The organism is Helicobacter pylori SA221C (genome assembly GCF_000476855.1).
Lineage (GTDB): Bacteria > Campylobacterota > Campylobacteria > Campylobacterales > Helicobacteraceae > Helicobacter > Helicobacter pylori_DK.
Map to the genome: position 1 here is coordinate 1 of NZ_CBPT010000010.1, position 18,814 is coordinate 18,814.

Here is an 18,814-nt window from a genome sequence, read left to right on the forward strand (position 1 = left end):
CTTTAGAGATAATGACTTTAAATACCAATACCAAACCGCACCTGAATTGTTGGATATGTTTGAATGAGAAAGTTACTTATAACGCTAATGTTATTTTATTGAATACCGACAATTAAAGCCTTAATGTTTTAAAAAGTAGTGTTTTAGTTGCTTCATTTTTAATAAAACTCATTAAGGGGATAAGGGTGTTTTTACAGCAATCCCCTCTAACCCTCTAATAACGCTTTTTAAAGAATTATCTCTTGACTAAAACTAAGCGTTCTTAATGTAATACATGGCGATTTTGAGCGCGTTGGTGGCTGCCCCCACTCTTAATTGATCCGCCACGCAAAAGCCATGCAAAGTTTTCTTATCAAACAAATCCTTCCTCAAGCGCCCTATAAAGGTGGTATCCGTGTGGCTCGCTTTTAAGGGCGTGGGGTAGAGATTATGGCTAGGATCATCGCAAACAACCACGCTAGGGGCGTTTTTTAAAACTTCATAGACTTCTTTGAGATCGAATTCTTTTTCAAAAGCGATACTCAAACTCTCGCTATGGCTCCTCAATACCGGCACACGCACGCAAGTCGCGCTGATAGGGAAATCCACGCCCATGATCTTATGGGTTTCATGCACCATTTTTAGCTCTTCTTTCGTGTAGCCATTCTCCTTAAAAACATCAATATGAGCGATCGCATTGAAAGCGATCGGATAAGCGAAAGCCCCAGCTCGCAAAACCTGGTTTAGATCGGTATTAGGGTCTTTTTCCAAACATTCTAAAGCGGTTTTTAGCTCATTTTTTAAACTTTCTATGCCCTTATTCCCTGCCCCACTCACGGCTTGATAGGTGCTAACAATCACGCTTTTTATCTTAAAATGAAGGTGTAGGGGGTTTAAGATTTGCGTCATTTGAATGGTAGAGCAATTAGGGTTAGCGATGATATTCAAGGGAGCGTTAAAAATTTCTTTAGCGTTGATTTCAGGCACGACTAAAGGCACATCTTTATGCAATCTAAAAAAGCTCGTGTTATCAATCACTAAGGCCGTTTTTGCAGCGCTTGTGGCAAATTCTTCGCTCACGCTCCCCCCAGCGCTAAAAAAGGCGATGTCTATTTTTTCTCTTTCAAAAACTTCATGCGTGGTTTCTAAAATTTCATAGTCTTTATTGAAAGCTTTGATCTTTTTACCAGCGCTCCTAGCGCTAGCGAGCGGGACAAATTTTTTAATCGGGAAAAAAGAATTTTCTAAACCTTTAATCAGCTCTTGGCCTACTGCCCCACTAGCCCCAACAATAGCGACATTATAAGTCTTCATCGTTTTCTCCAATGATTTCAAGGGCTTTTAAAAAACTCAAGCAATTCAACTGCATGCCTGAATGCATGTTTTTCAAGCTTAAGGTTTCGCTTTTAAATTCTTCTTCGCCAATAATAACCACAAACTCATGCCCCTTATGGTTGGCATAAGAAAAGGGTTTTTTGATTTTTTGAGCCTCTGGATAGACTTCGCTAAAAATACCGCTTTGCCTTAAAGACTCCGCTAAGCGGTTTGCATAAGAAAAATACTCTTCATGCATGCAAGCGATTAAGACTTTAGCTTGAGTAGAGCGTTCGTCTAATAATTGCATTTCACTCAAAGCCACAATCAATCGATCAATCCCAATAGAAGCCCCCACCCCTTGCAAATTTTCTTTAGAAAAATTTTTAGTCAAATGATCGTAACGGCCCCCTGAACACACGCTCCCTAAAGACTTCATTTCATTAAGCGTGGTTTCATACACAATCCCCGTATAATACCCTAACCCCCTAGCGATAGAAAAATCAATTTTATACAGGTTTTGAGAAATTTGCAAATCCCCCAGCAGCTGGTATAGCCTTTCTAAATCCTGTATGCCCTTTTTTAGATTCTCATTATAGTCTTTCAAATAAGCAATTTTTTCAAAAAATTCCGCATGGCTTAAATCGTTTTGTTTGATTTGAATCATTTCTAAAAGCTCTTTAATGGTGTTTGAATTCAAATCGCACTCTTTTTTTAATTCTTCTTCAACCCCATTTAGGCCAATCTTTTCCAATTTATCCACAATGCGCAACGCTTCATTCACTTGAGAGATCCCAAAATATTCGCATATCCCATTCAAAATTTTTCTGTGGTTGATAGAGATGCAAAAATCTTCTAAATCCAAGGCTTTTAAAGAAGCGATAATCACTTGAATGATCTCAGCATCGCACACCAAGCTCTCGCTCCCTATAAAATCAAAATCGCATTGCGTAAATTCCCTATAACGCCCTTTTTGCGCCCTTTCACCCCTAAAGACATTGCCTATAGCGTAGCGTTTAAAGGGCATGCCTAATATTTGGTGGTGCAAAGAAACAAAACGGGCTAATGGCACGGTCAAATCAAACCTTAAAGCCACATCCCTATCCCCATGGTCTTTAAAACGATAAATTTCTTTTTGAATATCACTGCTCGCATCAGGTAGTAGCGCTTCAGCGTATTCCAAATGAGGGGTTTCAATCGGCACAAAACCAAAACTTTGAAACACGACTGAAACTTTCGCAAGCAACTGGGCTTTTTGTATCGCATCTTTAGGCAAGCGGTCTTTAAACCCGCTCAACACTTTAGGGGTAATCATTCCATTTCCTTGTATTTGTATGCTAAAATTTTAGCTTAAAATCTTTAAAAAAGGGCTATTGATGAGCGTAAATGCGCCCAAACGCATGCGTATTTTATTGCGTTTGCCTAATTGGTTAGGCGATGGGGTGATGGCAAGCTCGCTTTTTTACACCCTTAAACACCACTACCCTAACGCGCATTTTATCTTGGTGGGCCCACAAATCACTTGCGAACTTTTCAAAAAAGATGAAAAAATAGAAGCCGTTTTTATAGACGACACCAAAAAATCCTTTTTCAGGCTGCTAGCCACTCACAAACTCGCTCAAAAAATAGGGCGTTGCGATATAGCGATCGCCTTAAACAACCATTTTTATTCCGCTTTTTTGCTCTATGCGACAAAAACGCCCGTTCGCATCGGTTTTGCTCAATTTTTTCGTTCTTTGTTTCTCAGTCATGCGATCGCTCCTGCCCCTAAAGAGTATCACCAAGTGGAAAAGTATTGCTTTTTGTTTTCGCAATTTTTAAAAAAAGAATTGGATAAAAAAAGCGTTTTACCCTTAAAACTGGCCTTTAACCTCCCCACTCACACCCCAAACACCCCTAAAAAAATCGGCTTTAACCCTAGTGCAAGCTATGGGAGCGCTAAAAGATGGCCAGCTTCTTATTACGCTGAAGTTTCTGCTGTTTTGTTAGAAGAAGGGCATGAAATTTATTTTTTTGGGGCTAAAGAAGACGCTATCGTTTCTGAAGAAATTTTAAAACTCATCAAAGGCTCATTAAAAAACCCCTTATTATCCCGTAACGCTTACAATCTGTGCGGGAAAACAAGCATTGAAGAATTAATAGAGCGCATCGCTGTTTTAGATTTATTCATCACTAACGATAGCGGCCCTATGCATGTGGCTGCTAGTGCACAAACCCCCTTAATCGCTCTTTTTGGCCCCACTGATGAAAAAGAGACTCGCCCCTATAAAGCTCAAAAAGCGATCATATTAAACCACCATTTAAGCTGTGCGCCTTGCAAGAAACGAGTTTGCCCTTTAAAGAATGAAAAAAACCACTTGTGCATGCGATCTATCACGCCCCTTGAAGTCCTAGAAGCCGCTCGCACTCTTTTAGAAGAGCCTTAAACGCCCTTCATGGGCTTTTTTTAAAAACGCAACCATATTGATAAAACTCTGTGTATACAAAAGATTTAAACTTTATTTTTAAAGGCGTGAGAAGAGCGATAAATCCCATCAAAGGTTTTAAAAATGGTAGGAAATTATAGGATAATATCCAAAAAAGCGTTTTTAAAAACGCTTTTTTGAGTCAAAGCCATTAGGCCACTGAGTTTTAGGTTTTTTAGCGTCTTTTTTATCTTTGTGAGCCACTAATTGAGAGCTTAACTCAGGTTTTTTAGCGTCTTTTTTATCTTTGTGAGCCACTAATTGAGAGCTTAACTCAGGTTTTTTAGCGTCTTTTTTATCTTTGTGAGCGTATGCAGAACTCACTGCCAAAACTGATAACAAAACACCTGTCAAGATTTGCTTTTTCATACGAAAACTCCTTGTGATGATCTTAAAAGCGAGAGAATTATATTTCTCAAAAGTAAACAAATAGAAACCAATCAAATTTTTGATTGGTTTGGTGGTTTTGCTACCTTAAAAAAACTACAATACAAAAAACTTGATAAATTATACTTTGGTTCTAGAAAGTTTGACAAAAATTAAGATTGCGGTTATATTAAAAAAACAATATGAAATCAAGGAGTTTGTATGCAATGGCGTCATTTAGGCCCTTTAAAAGTGGGCACGTTAGCTCTAGGGTGCATGGGCATGACTTATGGGTATGGGGAAGTCCATGATAAAAAGCAGATGGTTAAACTTATCCATAAGGCTTTGGAATTGGGTATTAACTTTTTTGACACTGCAGAGGCTTATGGGGAAGATAATGAAAAGCTTTTAGGCGAAGCGATCAAGCCTTTTAAAGACAAGGTTGTGGTAGCGAGCAAGTTTGGGATTTACTACGCAGATCCTAATGACAAATACGCAACCATGTTTTTAGACTCCAGTCCTAACCGCATTAAGAGCGCCATTGAAGGGAGTTTGAAACGCTTAAAAGTAGAATGCATTGATTTATACTACCAACACCGCATGGATACTAACACGCCCATAGAAGAAGTGGCAGAAGTTATGCAAGCTCTTATTAAAGAAGGAAAAATTAAAGCTTGGGGGATGAGTGAGGCAGGGTTATCTAGCATCCAAAAAGCCCATCAAATTTGCCCTTTAAGCGCGTTGCAGAGCGAATATTCCTTGTGGTGGCACGAACCTGAAAAAGAGATTTTAGGTTTTTTAGAAAAAGAAAAAATTGGCTTTGTCGCTTTTTCGCCTTTGGGTAAGGGGTTTTTAGGTGCGAAACTTGAAAAAAATGTCACCTTCGCTAGTGAGGATTTTAGAAGCGTTTCTCCTAGGTTTAATCAAGAAAATCTAGCCAAAAATTATGTCTTGGTGGAATTAATCCAAGATCATGCACACGCTAAAGGCGTTACACCAGCTCAACTGGCTCTCTCATGGATTTTGCACACGCAAAAAATCATTGTCCCTCTCTTTGGCACCACCAAAGAATCCAGGCTCATAGAAAATATAGGGGCTTTGCAGGTTTCTTGGAGTCAAAAAGAATTGGAGATTTTCCAAAAAGAATTGACTGCAATCAAAATAGAAGGGGCCCGCTACCCTGAAAGAATCAATGAAATGGTGAATCAATAAAAGTATTGGGTCTTTATAATTGCATTGGCTCTTTTAAAAGAGGTCAGTGTGTTTTTATCCCCCTAACAAACTTTTTAAGGCGTTTTAACAAGGCTTTGTTTTAATAAAAAATTGATTATAAAAATTTGAAAAATACCAAAAAGCGTTTTTTAAGATTGAATACAAAAGAGCTTGTTATTAGTCAAGCGGAATTCCCTATAATGCGATCTTGTGGGTGTTAAGAGAAAAAGTTATTTCAAAATGCCCACTATCCCCTTGAGAAAATAAGTCTTAAATAAAGAAAATGAACTTTACCATAAAACAAAGCAACCAAAACCCCATTTTTAAAAAATTAAAAAGTTTTAATTACTCCTATTTGACAAGAATAGAGTCAAAAAATAATTTTATAGCAAACTAAAAAAGGTCATTAAAAGAGATTAAAAAGGGATAAAAACCCTCAAAAAGTCTTTTTAATCCAAAAGAGAAAAAGTTTAAATAGTGCCTACAACACCCTCTCACAAGAGAGCGTTATAATCAAATCAGCCCTTACGCTTTTCTACAATTTCCTTAGCGATATTGCTAGGCACTTCGCCATAATGATCAAACTCCATGGAGTAAGTCCCACGCCCTTGAGTGGCTGATCGTAAATCCGTAGAATAACCAAACATTTCCACCAACGGCACAAAAGCATTCACGATTTTCAAGCCTAATCTATCGTCCATAGAATTGATTTGCCCTCTTCTTCTATTCAAATCGCCAATCACATCGCCCATGTATTCTTCAGGGACTTCCACTTCCACTTTCATCATAGGCTCTAGTAAAACCGGGTTAGCCGCGCGACTCGCTTCTTTAAACGCCATAGAGCCAGCGATTTTAAACGCCATTTCTGAAGAATCCACATCATGGTAGCTCCCATCATAAAGGGTAACTTTAAAATCCACCACCGGATAGCCTGCCAAAACGCCATTTTGCATCGCTTCTTGGATACCCTTATCCACCGCAGGGATATATTCTTTAGGGATCACGCCCCCAGAAATTTCATTCACAAATTCATACCCACTGCCAGGCTCTTTAGGCTCAAGCTTGATAAACACATGCCCGTATTGCCCACGACCACCGCTTTGCTTAGCGTATTTATGCTCTTTACTCACGCTTGAGCGGATAGTCTCTCTAAAGGCGACTTGCGGCTGACCGATTTCAGCTTCCACCTTAAATTCTCTCTTCAATCTATCCACGATGATTTCTAGGTGCAATTCGCCCATGCCACCGATAAGGGTTTGCCCGGTTTCTTCTTGAGTCATCACCCTAAAGCTTGGATCTTCTTCAGCGAGCTTGCCTAACGCCACGCCCATTTTTTCTTGGTCTGCTTTCGTTTTAGGCTCTACAGCGATGTGAATGACCGGCTCAGGAAATTCCATTCTCTCTAAAACCACCGCATTTTTTTCATCGCAAAGCGTATCCCCAGTCAGCGTGTCTTTTAAGCCCACAAACGCACAAATCTCACCCGCATAAACTTCTTTAATGTCTTCCCTCTTATTGGAGTGCATTTTAAGGAGTCTTCCCACGCGTTCTTTTTTGTCTTTGGTGGAGTTATACACATAGCTACCGGACTCTAGCTTGCCGCGATACACGCGCACAAAAGTGAGTTGGCCCACAAAAGGATCCGTCATGATTTTAAACGCCAAACCGGCAAACTCGCCATCATCGCTAGATTTCACAAAAACTTCTTCTTCGGTTTTTGGATCAATCCCCTTAATATCCACAACCTCTGTGGGTGCTGGCAAGTAATCAATGACCGCATCCAACAAAGTCTGCACGCCTTTATTTTTAAAAGAAGAACCACAAAGCATGGGGACAAGGCTCATGTTCAAACAACCTATTTTAATGCCTTTTTTGATTTCTTCAACACTCAATTCTTCACCGCCTAAATACTTTTCCATTAAGGCTTCATCTTGCTCAGCTACGGCTTCTACAAGCTTTTCTCGGTATTGTTTAGCCTTTTCTAACAAATCGCTAGGGATTTCTTCCACATCGTATTTGGCTCCCATGGTTTCATTATTCCAAACGATCGCTTTCATTTGGACTAAATCAATCACGCCAATGAAAGTGTCTTCAGCCCCAATAGGGATATTAATAGGCACAGGATTGGCTTTCAAGCGAAGCTTAATCTGGTTTTCCACATTATAGAAATTCGCCCCAATCCTATCCATTTTATTGACAAAAACAATCCTAGGCACGCCGTATTTATTCGCTTGACGCCACACGGTCTCGCTTTGAGGCTGCACGCCCCCAACCGAGCAAAACACCGAAACCGCACCATCTAGCACGCGCATGGATCGTTCCACTTCAATAGTGAAATCCACATGCCCTGGGGTGTCAATCAAATTGATTTGGTGATCCTTCCAAAAACAAGTCGTTGCCGCAGAAGTGATAGTGATCCCTCTTTCTTTTTCTTGCTCCATCCAATCCATTGTTGCCGCGCCGTCATGCACTTCGCCAATCTTATGGCTCACGCCTGTATAGAATAAAATCCTTTCGGAAGTGGTGGTTTTCCCAGCATCAATGTGAGCGGCGATACCGATATTCCTGATCCTATTTAATGGGGTTTTTCTAGCCATTCTAACTCCAATTACCAGCGGTAGTGTGCGAACGCTTTATTCGCTTCTGCCATTTTATGCACATCTTCTTTTTTCTTAAAAGCCGCACCCTTATCGCTAGCCGCATCCATAAGTTCGTTAGCCAATCTATCCACCATCATTCTTTCATTGCGTTTTCTGGTCGCTTCTAAAATCCAACGAATAGATAGCGACTGCTGGCGGCTCGCTCTCACTTCTACCGGCACTTGGTAGGTAGCCCCACCCACTCTTCTGCTGCGCACTTCCACTAAAGGACGCACTCTTTCTAGGGCTTTTTCAAACACTTCAATCCCTTTTTCACCGCTTTTTTCTTCAATCTTATTAAAAGCTTTGTAGATGATTTTTTCCGCCACGCTTTTCTTGCCATCGAACATCATCTTGTTGATAAACTTCGTTACCACTTTGTTCCCATAAACAGGATCGCCCAAAACCTCCCTAACGGGTGCTTTTCTTCTTCTCATGCTTTTGTTTTCCTCTTATTTTTTCTTGTTGTCTGTTGCTTTCTTGTCGGTTGCTTTAGCTTTTTTAGTCCCGTATTTAGAGCGTGAAACCGTTCTTTTATTGACCCCTGCAGTGTCTAAAGCGCCACGAACAATGTGGTATTTCACACCGGGTAAATCCTTAACCCTACCCCCACGCACTAACACAATGGAGTGTTCTTGCAAGTTATGCCCTTCACCAGGGATGTAACTGATCACTTCAAATTTACTAGTCAAACGGACCTTAGCGACCTTTCTTAAAGCCGAGTTAGGCTTTTTAGGGGTAGTCGTATAAACCCTAGTACAAACCCCTCTTCTTTGAGGGCATTCCACTAATGCAGGTGATTTCGTTTTTTTAACCACCTTTTTCCTTTCTTTTCTAATCAACTGATTGATAGTAGGCACTATTTTTCCTTATTCTAAAAATTTAAAACTAAAAGTTCCCCCATTTTACCCTAATTTTTCTTTTAAAAATCTTAACCGATTTTTATATCAAAATTTAGGGCCATCTTCAAGCGCTCTCAGCACGATTTTTTTATTCTTATACATGCCCGTTCCCACAGGGATCATCCTCCCCAACACCACATTTTCTTTCAAGTCTTCTAAAAAGTCTTTTTTCATAGCGATACTGGCTTCCGTTAAAACTTTAGTCGTTTCTTGGAAAGAGGCCGCTGAAATGATGCTATCGCTCCCAATAGCCGCTCTAGTGATCCCTAAAAGCACCGGTTCAGCAATCGCTGGCTCGCCTTTTAAAGCGATCACACGAGCGTTTTCTTCTTTGAAGAGTTTTTTACTGACTAAATCCCCTTCAATAAACTTGCTATCCCCGCTGTCTAAAATACGCACTTGCCTTAACATTTGAGAGACAATGATTTCAATGTGCTTGTCGGCAATGCTCACCCCCTGCCTGCGATACACTTGCTGGACTTCGCTCACAATGTATTTATAAAGCTCTTTTTCGCCACTAATCCTTAAAATATCATGGCTTGAGATTACTCCATCTGTCATCGCCTCTCCTGCATGCACAAATTCATCAGCATGCACTAAAATTTGCTTGCCTTTATCCACAAAATAATCCATAGAACGGCCATCTTTAGAAGTTACGATGATGTGTTCTTTATTGCGAATAGGTTTGCCAAAACTCACAATCCCATCCACTTCAGAAAGGATCGCCACATCTTTAGGCTTGGGTTTTCTCGCTTCAAACAATTCCGAAACCCTTGGGAGACCCCCGGTAATGTCTCTGGATTTAACGGTCGCTTTAGGGATCTTGGCTAACACTTCAGCCTGCTCCACGCTAGAGCCATCGCTAACAGCGATAGAAGTTTTTGGCTCTAGGAAATAACGCACCACTTCGCCATTAACCCCCTCTAAAAACAAGCTTGGTTTGTATCCGCTTGGAATGTAATCATTCACCACTAAGCTTGTGATACCCGTATTTTCGTCTTCTTTTTCAGCGACCGTAACCCCTGCGATAATATCCATAAAACTCACCCTGCCTTTAAAGTCCGCAATGATAGGGGTGTTGTAAGGATCCCATGTGGCAATCGTTTTGAAAGTGTTAGTCGTGGGTTTAGAGATCACGCTATTAGCACCCACTTCACTATCATCATCAATCAAAATCTCAGAACCCCTAGCAATATAATGGCGAGCGGCTTCCCTACCATTATCGTCAGCTATCACCGCAAACAAGCCTTTTTCGCTCACAATATCGCCCTTTTTGATCCCATGGGTGCGCTCTAAATGATTGGCCTCTAAAACATAGTATTTGATTGCGCCTTTTTCTTTGGCATACACATCTTGCGCGATAGGGTCATTATCCTTGACTAGCAATTCGCTCGCATAAGGGATGCGATTAGGCACATTCCAGCCCTCTTGGATAATATCAGCGATACTTCCTCCCTTATGCACTTTATGCCCGCTAGCATAAGGCAAATACACTTTCCCCTCAATCTTACCGCCAACGCCGGCTAATTCGCTCGGCTTGACAATATCGCTTCTTCTTAAAACGAATTTAGCTTCTTGATCGCCATTTTTCACGCTCACAACGACTTCTTCATAGACCGTTTCAATGCGTAATTCCCCATCAAAAGGCGCTTTAATCTTAGGCTCTACCACTAAAATAGAAGCGTTACGGCGGTTAGCGATAATGTTTTTACCCTCTTTATTCGTGTAAGTCCTAAGGTTGTAAAAACGCACAAAACCTTCTTTGCTCGCCACGATTTCATGCTCATCCTGGCTCCTGCTCGCTGTCCCGCCCACATGGAAAGTCCTCAAAGTGAGCTGCGTTCCAGGCTCCCCGATAGATTGCGCGGCTACCACGCCCACCGCTTCACCCGGATAGCTCATCTTGCCTTCGCCCAAATTCAAGCCATAACATTTCGCGCACACGCCCTTTGGCACTTTACAAGTTACTGGGGTGCGGATCGTAATGGATTTAATCCCGGCTTCAACCACCTTTTTAGTGCCCTCTTCATCAATCAAAGTGTCCGCATAAAGCAAGATTTCATTCGTAATGGGATCGATCACATCTTCTAATAAAACGCGCCCAAAAATACGCTCTTCTAAAGGTTCAATCAATTCACTCCCCACCGCAATATCCGTGATTTCAATCCCTTCATGCGTGCCGCAATCATCAGACACCACCTTGACATTTTGCGAAACATCAATGAGCTTTCTTGTCAAATACCCCGCATTGGCGGTTTTTAGCGCTGTATCTGCTAAGCCCTTTCTAGCACCATGCGTGGAGTTAAAGTATTCTAAGACATTCAACCCCTCTTTAAAGTTAGAAATAATGGGCGTTTCAATGATACTGCCATCCGGCTTTGTCATAAGGCCCCTCATCGCTGAAAGCTGACGGATTTGCGCCGCGCTCCCCCTTGCACCGCTATCAGCCATCATATAAATAGAGTTAAAGCCCTCTTTATCTTTTGCGATAGCAGTCATCATTTCTTTACTCATTCTGTCATTGACTTCAGTCCAAGTGTCAATGATTTTATTGTAACGCTCTTGGTCAGTGAGCAACCCTTGATCGTATTGTTGCTGGATTTTTTTAACCTCTACTTTGGCTTTTTCCATCATTTTTTGCTTGTCTTTTGGCGTGATAATATCTTCCATAGAGATAGAAATACCAGCCTTAGTCGCATACCTAAAGCCAAGCATTTTCAAATGATCCAAAAAGGTTGCAGTAATACCGATACCACCGACTTTATGCACATAATCCACAAGCACGCCAATATCTTTTTTCTTCATGGGTCTGTTCCACAAATCCGTAGGGATAAAATCAGGCAAAATAGACTTAATGATCATGCGCCCCGCGCTCGTAGCGATAATATTCCCTTGATCTAAAACCCTAATCTTTGCGTGGATATCTAATTCTTTCGTGTCAATAGCGGTGATGATTTCATTCACGCTAGAAAAAAGCTTATGTTCGCCCTTGACCCCGCTCTTTTCTAAAGAAAGATAATAAAGCCCTAAAACCATATCCTGGCTAGGAATGGCTACGGCTTTACCGCTAGCGGGTAAAAGGATATTCATAGAGCTTAACATGAGCACCTTGCATTCAGCGATCGCTTCCTGGCTTAAAGGCACATGCACCGCCATTTGATCCCCGTCAAAATCGGCGTTGAACGCTGAACACACTAACGGATGCAATTGGATCGCTTTACCATCAATCAGCTTTGGATGGAACGCTTGAATGGATTGCTTGTGCAAGGTAGGAGCGCGGTTGAGTAGCACCGGATACCCCTCTGTGATTTCTTGCAAGCACTCCCACACTTCATTGCTTTTTTGCTCAATCATGCGTTTAGCTTGTTTGAGCGTGGTGGCATAACCTCTCTCTTCAAGCTTGGATAACAAATGCGGTTTGAAGAGTTCTAACGCCATGTTTTTAGGCAATCCGCACTCGTCCATTTTAAGATTAGGCCCAACCACAATCACGCTTCTGCCTGAAAAATCCACGCGCTTACCTAAAAGGTTTTGCCTGAAACGCCCTTGCTTGCCTTTAATGATTTCACTGAGCGATTTTAAAGGGCGTTTGTTAGCCCCTTTAACCGCATTGGTGCTGCGGCCGTTATCAAAAAGCACATCCACGGCTTCTTGCAACATCCTTTTTTCGTTGCGCACAATGATTTCTGGCGCTCCAAGCTCCATTAGGCGTTTCAAACGTTGGTTACGATTGATGACACGACGATACAATTCATTCACATCGCTGACCGCAAATTTCCCGCCATCTAGCGCGACTAAAGGCCTTAAATCCGGTGGCAATACCGGTAAAACCGTGAGCATCATCCACTCAGGCCTGTTACCAGAATTTAAAAAGCTTTCTACCACTTTCAAACGCTTAATGAGTTTTTTCTTTTTCGCATCGGAATTGGTGTCTTTCACTTCTTCTTTCAAACTCTGCAATAAGGTGATCAAATCAATTTCTTCTAACAAATCCTTGATCGCTTCGCCGCCCATTTGCGCTACAAATCCCCTGTCTTCGTATCTTCGTGAGATATTTTGATACTGCTCTTCATTCAAAATATCGTATTTCATCACAAGCTTAGTGCCTTCATTGTCATAAGCGGCTTCGCCTGGATCTTTAACGATATAAGCTTCATAATACAACACGCGCTCCAAGTCTTTCATCTTAACGCCCAAAAGCGTGCCGATACGGCTAGGCAAGGAATTAACATACCAGATATGCGCTACAGGAGTGGCCAATTCAATATGCCCCATTCTAAAACGCCTGACTTTGGAATGCGTGATCGCCACGCCGCATTTTTCGCATGTGCCAATGTCTTTGAAGCGAGGCTTTTTGTATTTACCGCACAAGCATTCATAATCTTTAGTGGGGCCAAAGATTTTCATGCAAAACAAGCCGTCTCGTTCAGGTTTTAGGGTGCGATAATTGATCGTTTCTGGCTTTTTAACTTCCCCATAACTCCAAGAATGGATTTTTTCAGGGCTGGCTAGAGTGAGCTGGAAAGAGCTAAAATCTTTAGGTCTGTCATCTTCTTTAATGACAATGGGTTTAGGCGCTCCGTCTTCATCCACATCGTCCCCAAAAATATTGATATCCAAAGCGAGCGATTGCAATTCTTTAGTCAAGACATAGAAAGTCTCAGGGATTTCACTCTCGCCAACTTGCTCACCTTTAGCGATAGCCCTATAAGCGTTCTCTCTGCCTCTAATATCATCGGATTTAATGGTGAGCATTTCTTTGAGAGTGTGCGCTGCACCATAAGCTTCTAACGCCCACACTTCCATTTCCCCAAACCTTTGACCCCCAAAGAGCGCTTTACCCCCAACAGGCTGGTGCGTTACTAAGCTATAAGGGCCTGTGCTTCTGGCATGGACTTTTTCATCCACTAAGTGGTGGAGTTTGATCATATACATGTAGCCCACATTCACGCGTTCCCTCATCTTCTCGCCTGTGCGCCCGTCATACAGATCCATTTTGCCATCCATAGCGATCTTGGCTAATTCAAACAGCTTGTAAAATTTTTCTTGCGAGATGCCTTCAAACACAGGGATAGCCATCTTAACGCCCTTGCTCCAATCTTTTGCGTATTCCAAAAGCTCTTCATCAGAGCAATTCTCAAGAACATGGATTGTCAAGGGGTCTTTTTCATTAATGGCGTTAGCGATTTCTAGCATTTTAGCGCGCAATTCTTTGGCAAAATCTCTGGTTTTATCCTCTAGCATGCTAGCGATTTGTTTCCCAAACTCTTTCCCCACTAAGCCTAAATGCATTTCTAAAATCTGCCCGATGTTCATGCGGCTTGGCACGCCTAAAGGGTTTAAGACAATATCTACAGGCTCGCCATCAGCGGTATAAGGCATATCCGCAACCGGCACGATATTAGACACAATCCCTTTATTCCCATGCCTTCCTGCCATTTTATCGCCCACTTTAAGCTTCCGTTTTGTAGCGATATAGAGCTTGACTTTTTTGATCACGCCATTAGGCAAAATATCATCTTTTTCTAAAATAGAAAGCTTTTCTTCATGCTCTTCACCCAAAACTTTCTTTTGCTCTAAGAAATTATTTTTAGTGATTTCATAGTGGTTTTGCACTTCTTTAGAATACTTTTTGACTAAACTAGCCAAAGTGAAGCGGTTGATGGAAGCGATTTCTTCTTTAGGGATTTGATCGCCTTCTTTATAATCCTTGCCGTTATGGCTGAAAGGCTCTTCTAAAATCGCTTGAGAAAGGAGCGAACTAACGCGCAACAATTCTTCTCTATTGAGCATGGTCAAGCGATCAAAATGCTCCATATCAAGCTTGGCTTTTTCTTCTTCATACGCGCTCAAAACCCGCGCATCCTTCTCATAGCCTTTTTTAGTGAAGACTTTCACGTCAATCACCGTGCCTTCCAAACTAGGGGGGCAATACAAACTCTTATTGACCACATGCCCGGCTTTATCCCCAAAAATAGCCCTTAAAAGCCGCTCTTCAGGCGTGCTTTTAATCTCGCCTTTAGGAGAAGTCTTGCCCACTAAAATCATGCCAGCGCTCACATAAGTGCCCACTTTAACGATCCCGCTTTCATCAAGATGAGCGAGCGCTTCTTCTTTCACATCAGGAATATCAGCGGTAAATTCTTCCACGCCATGCTTAAGCTCCCTAGCGTCCACTTCTTTTTCATAAATGTGGGTGGAAGTGAAAATATCATCTTTAGTGATGCGCTCACTCACCACGATCGCATCTTCAAAGTTATAGCCATTCCAAGGCATGAACGCCACGCGCACATTTTTCCCTAACGCTAACTCGCCTCTGTCCATGCTAGGGCCATCAGCGATGATTTGCCCAGCTTCCACTTTATCGCCCACCTTAACGATAGGGACTTGATTGAAACTGGTGTTTTGGTTGGTGCGTAAGTTTTTTTGCAAAGAATACGCATCAATATAGGCCTCTTCTTTGCTTTCGCCTAAAATGTAAATGTTTTTAGAATCAATTTTTTCTACAACGCCTGCGCGATTAGCCTTGATCGCTCCCCAAGAATCCCTAGCGATAATTTTTTCAATCCCTGTGCCTACAATGGGGGCATCGCTTCTTAACAAAGGCACGGCTTGGCGCTGCATGTTAGTCCCCATTAAAGCGCGGTTGGCGTCATCATGCTCTAAGAAAGGAATGAGCGATGCGGCGACCCCTACTAGCATGCTAGAGCTTAAATCCATTAAGGTTACTTTACTCTTTTCGTTTAAAACGATCTCGCCTTCCACGCGTGTTTCAATCAAATCGCCCAAAATATTACCCTCTTCATCAATGGGGGTGCTTGCGGGAGCGATGATGTGGCTGTCTTCTTGAATAGCGGTCAAATAAATCGTCTCACCCACTACCTTGCCATCCACAACCTTTTTATAAGGGGCTTCAATAAAGCCTAAATCATTCACCCTCGTGAAAGTGGAAAGGGTGTTGATCAAACCGATATTTTGACCTTCTGGGGTCTCAATGGGACAAATTCGGCCATAATGCGTGGGGTGCACATCCCTGGCTTCAAACCCTACCCTGTCTTTCACCAATCCCCCTTCACCGAGCGCTGAAAGGCGTCGTTTGTGCGTAACCTCACTCAAAGGGTTCGTTTGATCCATAAATTGCGAGAGCTGACCGCCCATGAAAAATTCCATGATGGTGCTGGTGATCATTTTAGAATTGACCAAGTCATGGGGCATAAGCGAATCAAAAGCCCCGCTCATGGTAGTGAGCTTGTCTTTAATGGTCTTTTGCATTTTCACTAAGCCTGAATGCAATTCATTGGCTAGTAATTCCCCTACCGCCCTAATCCTACGATTTCCCAAATGGTCTCTGTCATCAATCTTGCCTTGATTGTTTTTGATTTTCATGAGGTATTTAACGGTGGTGATAATATCTTCATGCGTTAAAGTCGTGATGTAATCAGGCACATGCAAGCCTAACTTGTGATTCATTTTCATGCGCCCCACCATGGTCAAATCATAGCGTTCTGGATCAAAGAAAAGTTTTTTGACAAATTGCTTAGCCACTTCAGTCGTAACAGGATCGCCTGGTTTCATAACCTTATGGATACGAATCGCCGCTAGAGCGTTTTCATCATCAATTTTTTCGGTTTGCTTGAGCAATTTCAAAGACTCATAATCAGCCAAAAAAGAATGGATAATGGAAGCGTCATGCCCTAAAGCTAGATCGTTGATGATCACAAATTCTTGCACGCCTAAATCGTGGATTTTTTCTAATTTGTTTTTATCTAGCTGAGTGAGCATGTCCAATAAGACTTCTTTCCCCACCATAACAGGCTCAGCTAAATGACGATTGAGTAAAATATCCATAGGGTATTCCACCCATTCTAAATGGTTTTCTTTAAGCTCTTTAATCTTTCTTGAAGTGAGCTTTTTTCCTGCTAAAAGAATGATCTTGCCTTGAGGATCTTTCAAGTCAAATTCCATTCTTTGATTGGCGTCTAATGAGACAAACGGGATCAAATATTTATCGTTTTCATAACGCACTTTAACAAGCGGGTAGAACATTTTAATGATGTCTTGTTTTTGATAATCCATCGCCCTGAATAAAATAGTAACAGGCACTTTACGGCGTTTATTGATACGAGCGTATAAAACATCTTTAGAATCGTATTCAAAATACAGCCACGAACCCCTATCAGGGATGATTTGCCCTGTGTAAATGAGCTTGTTTAAAGAAGTGCTGGACTCTTCTTCTTTGAAAATCACACCGGGGCTTCTGTGGAGTTGATTGACCACCACGCGCTCCACCCCATTGATAATGAATGAAGTGCGTTCTGTCATCAAAGGGATCTCACGAATGAAAATGCTTTGTTCTTTAATGTCCTTGATGCCGTTCTTTTCGCCACTCTTGGTGTCTTTTTCCCACAAGATCAAGTGCACTTTAATTTTGAGGGGGATAGAGTAGGTAATGCCCCTCTCCATCGCTTCTCTAACGGTGTATTTAGACTTGCCAAATTCGCAACCCGCGTATTCTAAAGTGATGCGGTTATGTTCATCTTGGATAGGGAAAATGGATTTAAAAACCTTTTCAATCCCGCTCTCTTTGCCATCTTTGGAATACAAGAAAGAATCATAGCTGTCTCGTTGTAATAATAATAAATTAGGAACTTCTAAATCTGTCGGGGTTTTTGTAAAATCAGCTCTCAAGCGGTTTTTTAGGGGAATTTTTTTTGACATATTTCAAGCCTTTGATCAAAAATTTTGAGTTATTTAATGCATTAATTCAAGTAAGCATTGCAAAAGGATCTTTAAACTTTAGAACCATCCATGATAAAAATACCAAACCCACCTGCAATACTAACCACTTTAGGCCACACGCTCACAAACAAAATCATGGAGCAAAATCATCTGCCACGCTAGAGCAGAGAAAGGTGCAAAGGCCTTTCTGTTTTTAAGTCTTACTTGACTTCAACCTTAGCGCCTACTTCTTCAAGTTTCTTCTTGATGGTTTCAGCTTCTTCTTTATTCACGCCCTCTTTAAGCACATGAGGGGTTTTTTCGGTAGCGTCTTTAGCTTCTTTCAGGCCAAGTCCAGTGATTTCACGAACCACTTTAATCACCTTAATTTTTTCAGCACCGCTATCGGCCAAAATCACATTAAATTCGGTTTTTTCTTCACTCTCAGCCGCTGCACCGCCAGCTACAGCCGCACCCGCTACGACCGTTGGAGTCGCGCTCACGCCAAATTTTTCCTCAAACATTTTAACCAATTCAGCAAGCTCTAAAACGCTCAATGAACCAATATACTCTAACACTTCTTCTTTTGAAATTGCCATAATCCAATCCTTCAAATTTTTTTAAATTAAAGCCATCACAGGCTCTTAGTTTTCTTCTTTCGCTTTACGCAAATTGTCTAAACCCGTAACAAAATAACGCGCCGGAGCCGTCCAAACAGAAAGCAACATTCCCATAAGCTCTTCTTTGCTTGGGAGTTTTGAAACCGCTTCCACATGAGCTACGCTAACGCTTTCTTTATCAAACAAGCCCGCTTTCAACACAAAGTGATCTTTATGCTCTTTTTGGAAATCAAACACGAGCTTAGAGAGAGCGATTTGATCACCGCCCCACAAAAACACATTGGTTTCTTTCAAATCCAAATCAGAATAGCCGGCCTCTTTCATGGCAATATGAGCGAGAGTGTTCTTAATCACTTGCACTTTAATGCCTTGATTGCGAGCCTTATTCCTTAAAGCTTCCAACTTTTTCACGCTAAGACCCTTATAATCGCAAATTAAAAGGGCTTTGGCATCTACAAATTGCGATTTTAAGTTAGCGACTAGCTCTACTTTATGCTGCCTTTGATGTTGTTTTTGCATCTTTTCCTCCTTTCTAGACTAGACCTCTGCAAGATTATCTTTTTAAAAAAGAATTTTTAAGCTTTTTAGCTCTTGCGATC

11 protein-coding genes are annotated in these 18,814 nt (G+C 41.6%); 2 read left to right on the forward strand and 9 right to left on the reverse strand.

Going from position 1 to position 18,814, the window contains the following annotated elements:
- Positions 1 to 252 precede the first annotated feature (252 nt).
- Both asd and hisS read right to left on the reverse strand, forming a co-directional pair.
- Positions 253 to 1,293 carry an aspartate-semialdehyde dehydrogenase gene (gene asd, locus QU01_RS05460; RefSeq protein ID WP_033762753.1) on the reverse strand — a complete coding sequence of 347 codons (1,041 nt, stop codon included), beginning with the start codon at positions 1,291 to 1,293 and terminating at the stop codon, positions 253 to 255.
- Positions 1,280 to 2,608, reverse strand: a complete 1,329-nt coding sequence (gene hisS, locus QU01_RS05465) for a histidine--tRNA ligase (protein WP_033762751.1) — start codon at positions 2,606 to 2,608, stop codon at positions 1,280 to 1,282. The genes asd and hisS overlap by 14 nt, the downstream gene beginning before the upstream one ends.
- 61 nt (positions 2,609 to 2,669) lie before the next feature.
- Here hisS and waaF point away from each other — a divergent pair, with 61 nt between their 5' ends.
- Complete coding sequence (waaF, locus tag QU01_RS05470; RefSeq protein WP_033762750.1) at positions 2,670 to 3,719, forward strand: lipopolysaccharide heptosyltransferase II; 1,050 nt, start codon at positions 2,670 to 2,672, stop codon at positions 3,717 to 3,719.
- Between the two features lie 162 nt (positions 3,720 to 3,881).
- Here waaF and QU01_RS05475 read toward each other — a convergent pair whose 3' ends face one another.
- A complete protein-coding gene (locus QU01_RS05475) occupies positions 3,882 to 4,127 on the reverse strand; it encodes a hypothetical protein (protein ID WP_033763545.1) in 246 nt (81 codons plus the stop codon).
- Positions 4,128 to 4,346: 219 nt separating this feature from the next.
- On the opposite strand from QU01_RS05475, the gene QU01_RS05485 reads away from it, so the two are divergent.
- Complete coding sequence (locus QU01_RS05485; protein ID WP_033762749.1) at positions 4,347 to 5,336, forward strand: aldo/keto reductase; 990 nt, start codon at positions 4,347 to 4,349, stop codon at positions 5,334 to 5,336.
- 518 nt (positions 5,337 to 5,854) lie between these two features.
- On the opposite strand, the gene fusA is transcribed toward QU01_RS05485, so the two are convergent.
- From fusA to rplJ, 6 genes are all read right to left on the reverse strand, one after another.
- A complete protein-coding gene (gene fusA / locus QU01_RS05490; RefSeq protein ID WP_000101834.1) occupies positions 5,855 to 7,933 on the reverse strand; it encodes an elongation factor G in 2,079 nt (692 codons plus the stop codon).
- A gap of 11 nt (positions 7,934 to 7,944) precedes the next feature.
- Entirely contained in the window at positions 7,945 to 8,412 is a 468-nt protein-coding gene (rpsG, locus tag QU01_RS05495; RefSeq protein ID WP_001254357.1) for a 30S ribosomal protein S7, read from the reverse strand.
- A gap of 15 nt (positions 8,413 to 8,427) precedes the next feature.
- A complete protein-coding gene (rpsL, locus tag QU01_RS05500; protein WP_001142321.1) occupies positions 8,428 to 8,835 on the reverse strand; it encodes a 30S ribosomal protein S12 in 408 nt (135 codons plus the stop codon).
- An 87-nt stretch (positions 8,836 to 8,922) separates the two neighbouring features.
- The gene (locus QU01_RS05505) at positions 8,923 to 17,595 is read right to left on the reverse strand and encodes a DNA-directed RNA polymerase subunit beta/beta' (RefSeq protein WP_033762748.1); all 8,673 of its coding nucleotides are present in this window, start codon (positions 17,593 to 17,595) and stop codon (positions 8,923 to 8,925) included.
- Positions 17,596 to 17,816: 221 nt separating this feature from the next.
- Positions 17,817 to 18,194 (reverse strand): 50S ribosomal protein L7/L12, encoded by a 378-nt coding sequence (gene rplL / locus QU01_RS05515; RefSeq protein WP_001018219.1) that lies wholly within the window; start codon positions 18,192 to 18,194, stop codon positions 17,817 to 17,819.
- 45 nt (positions 18,195 to 18,239) lie between these two features.
- Positions 18,240 to 18,734 carry a 50S ribosomal protein L10 gene (gene rplJ / locus QU01_RS05520; protein ID WP_001171774.1) on the reverse strand — a complete coding sequence of 165 codons (495 nt, stop codon included), beginning with the start codon at positions 18,732 to 18,734 and terminating at the stop codon, positions 18,240 to 18,242.
- Between the last annotated feature and the right edge of the window lie 80 nt (positions 18,735 to 18,814).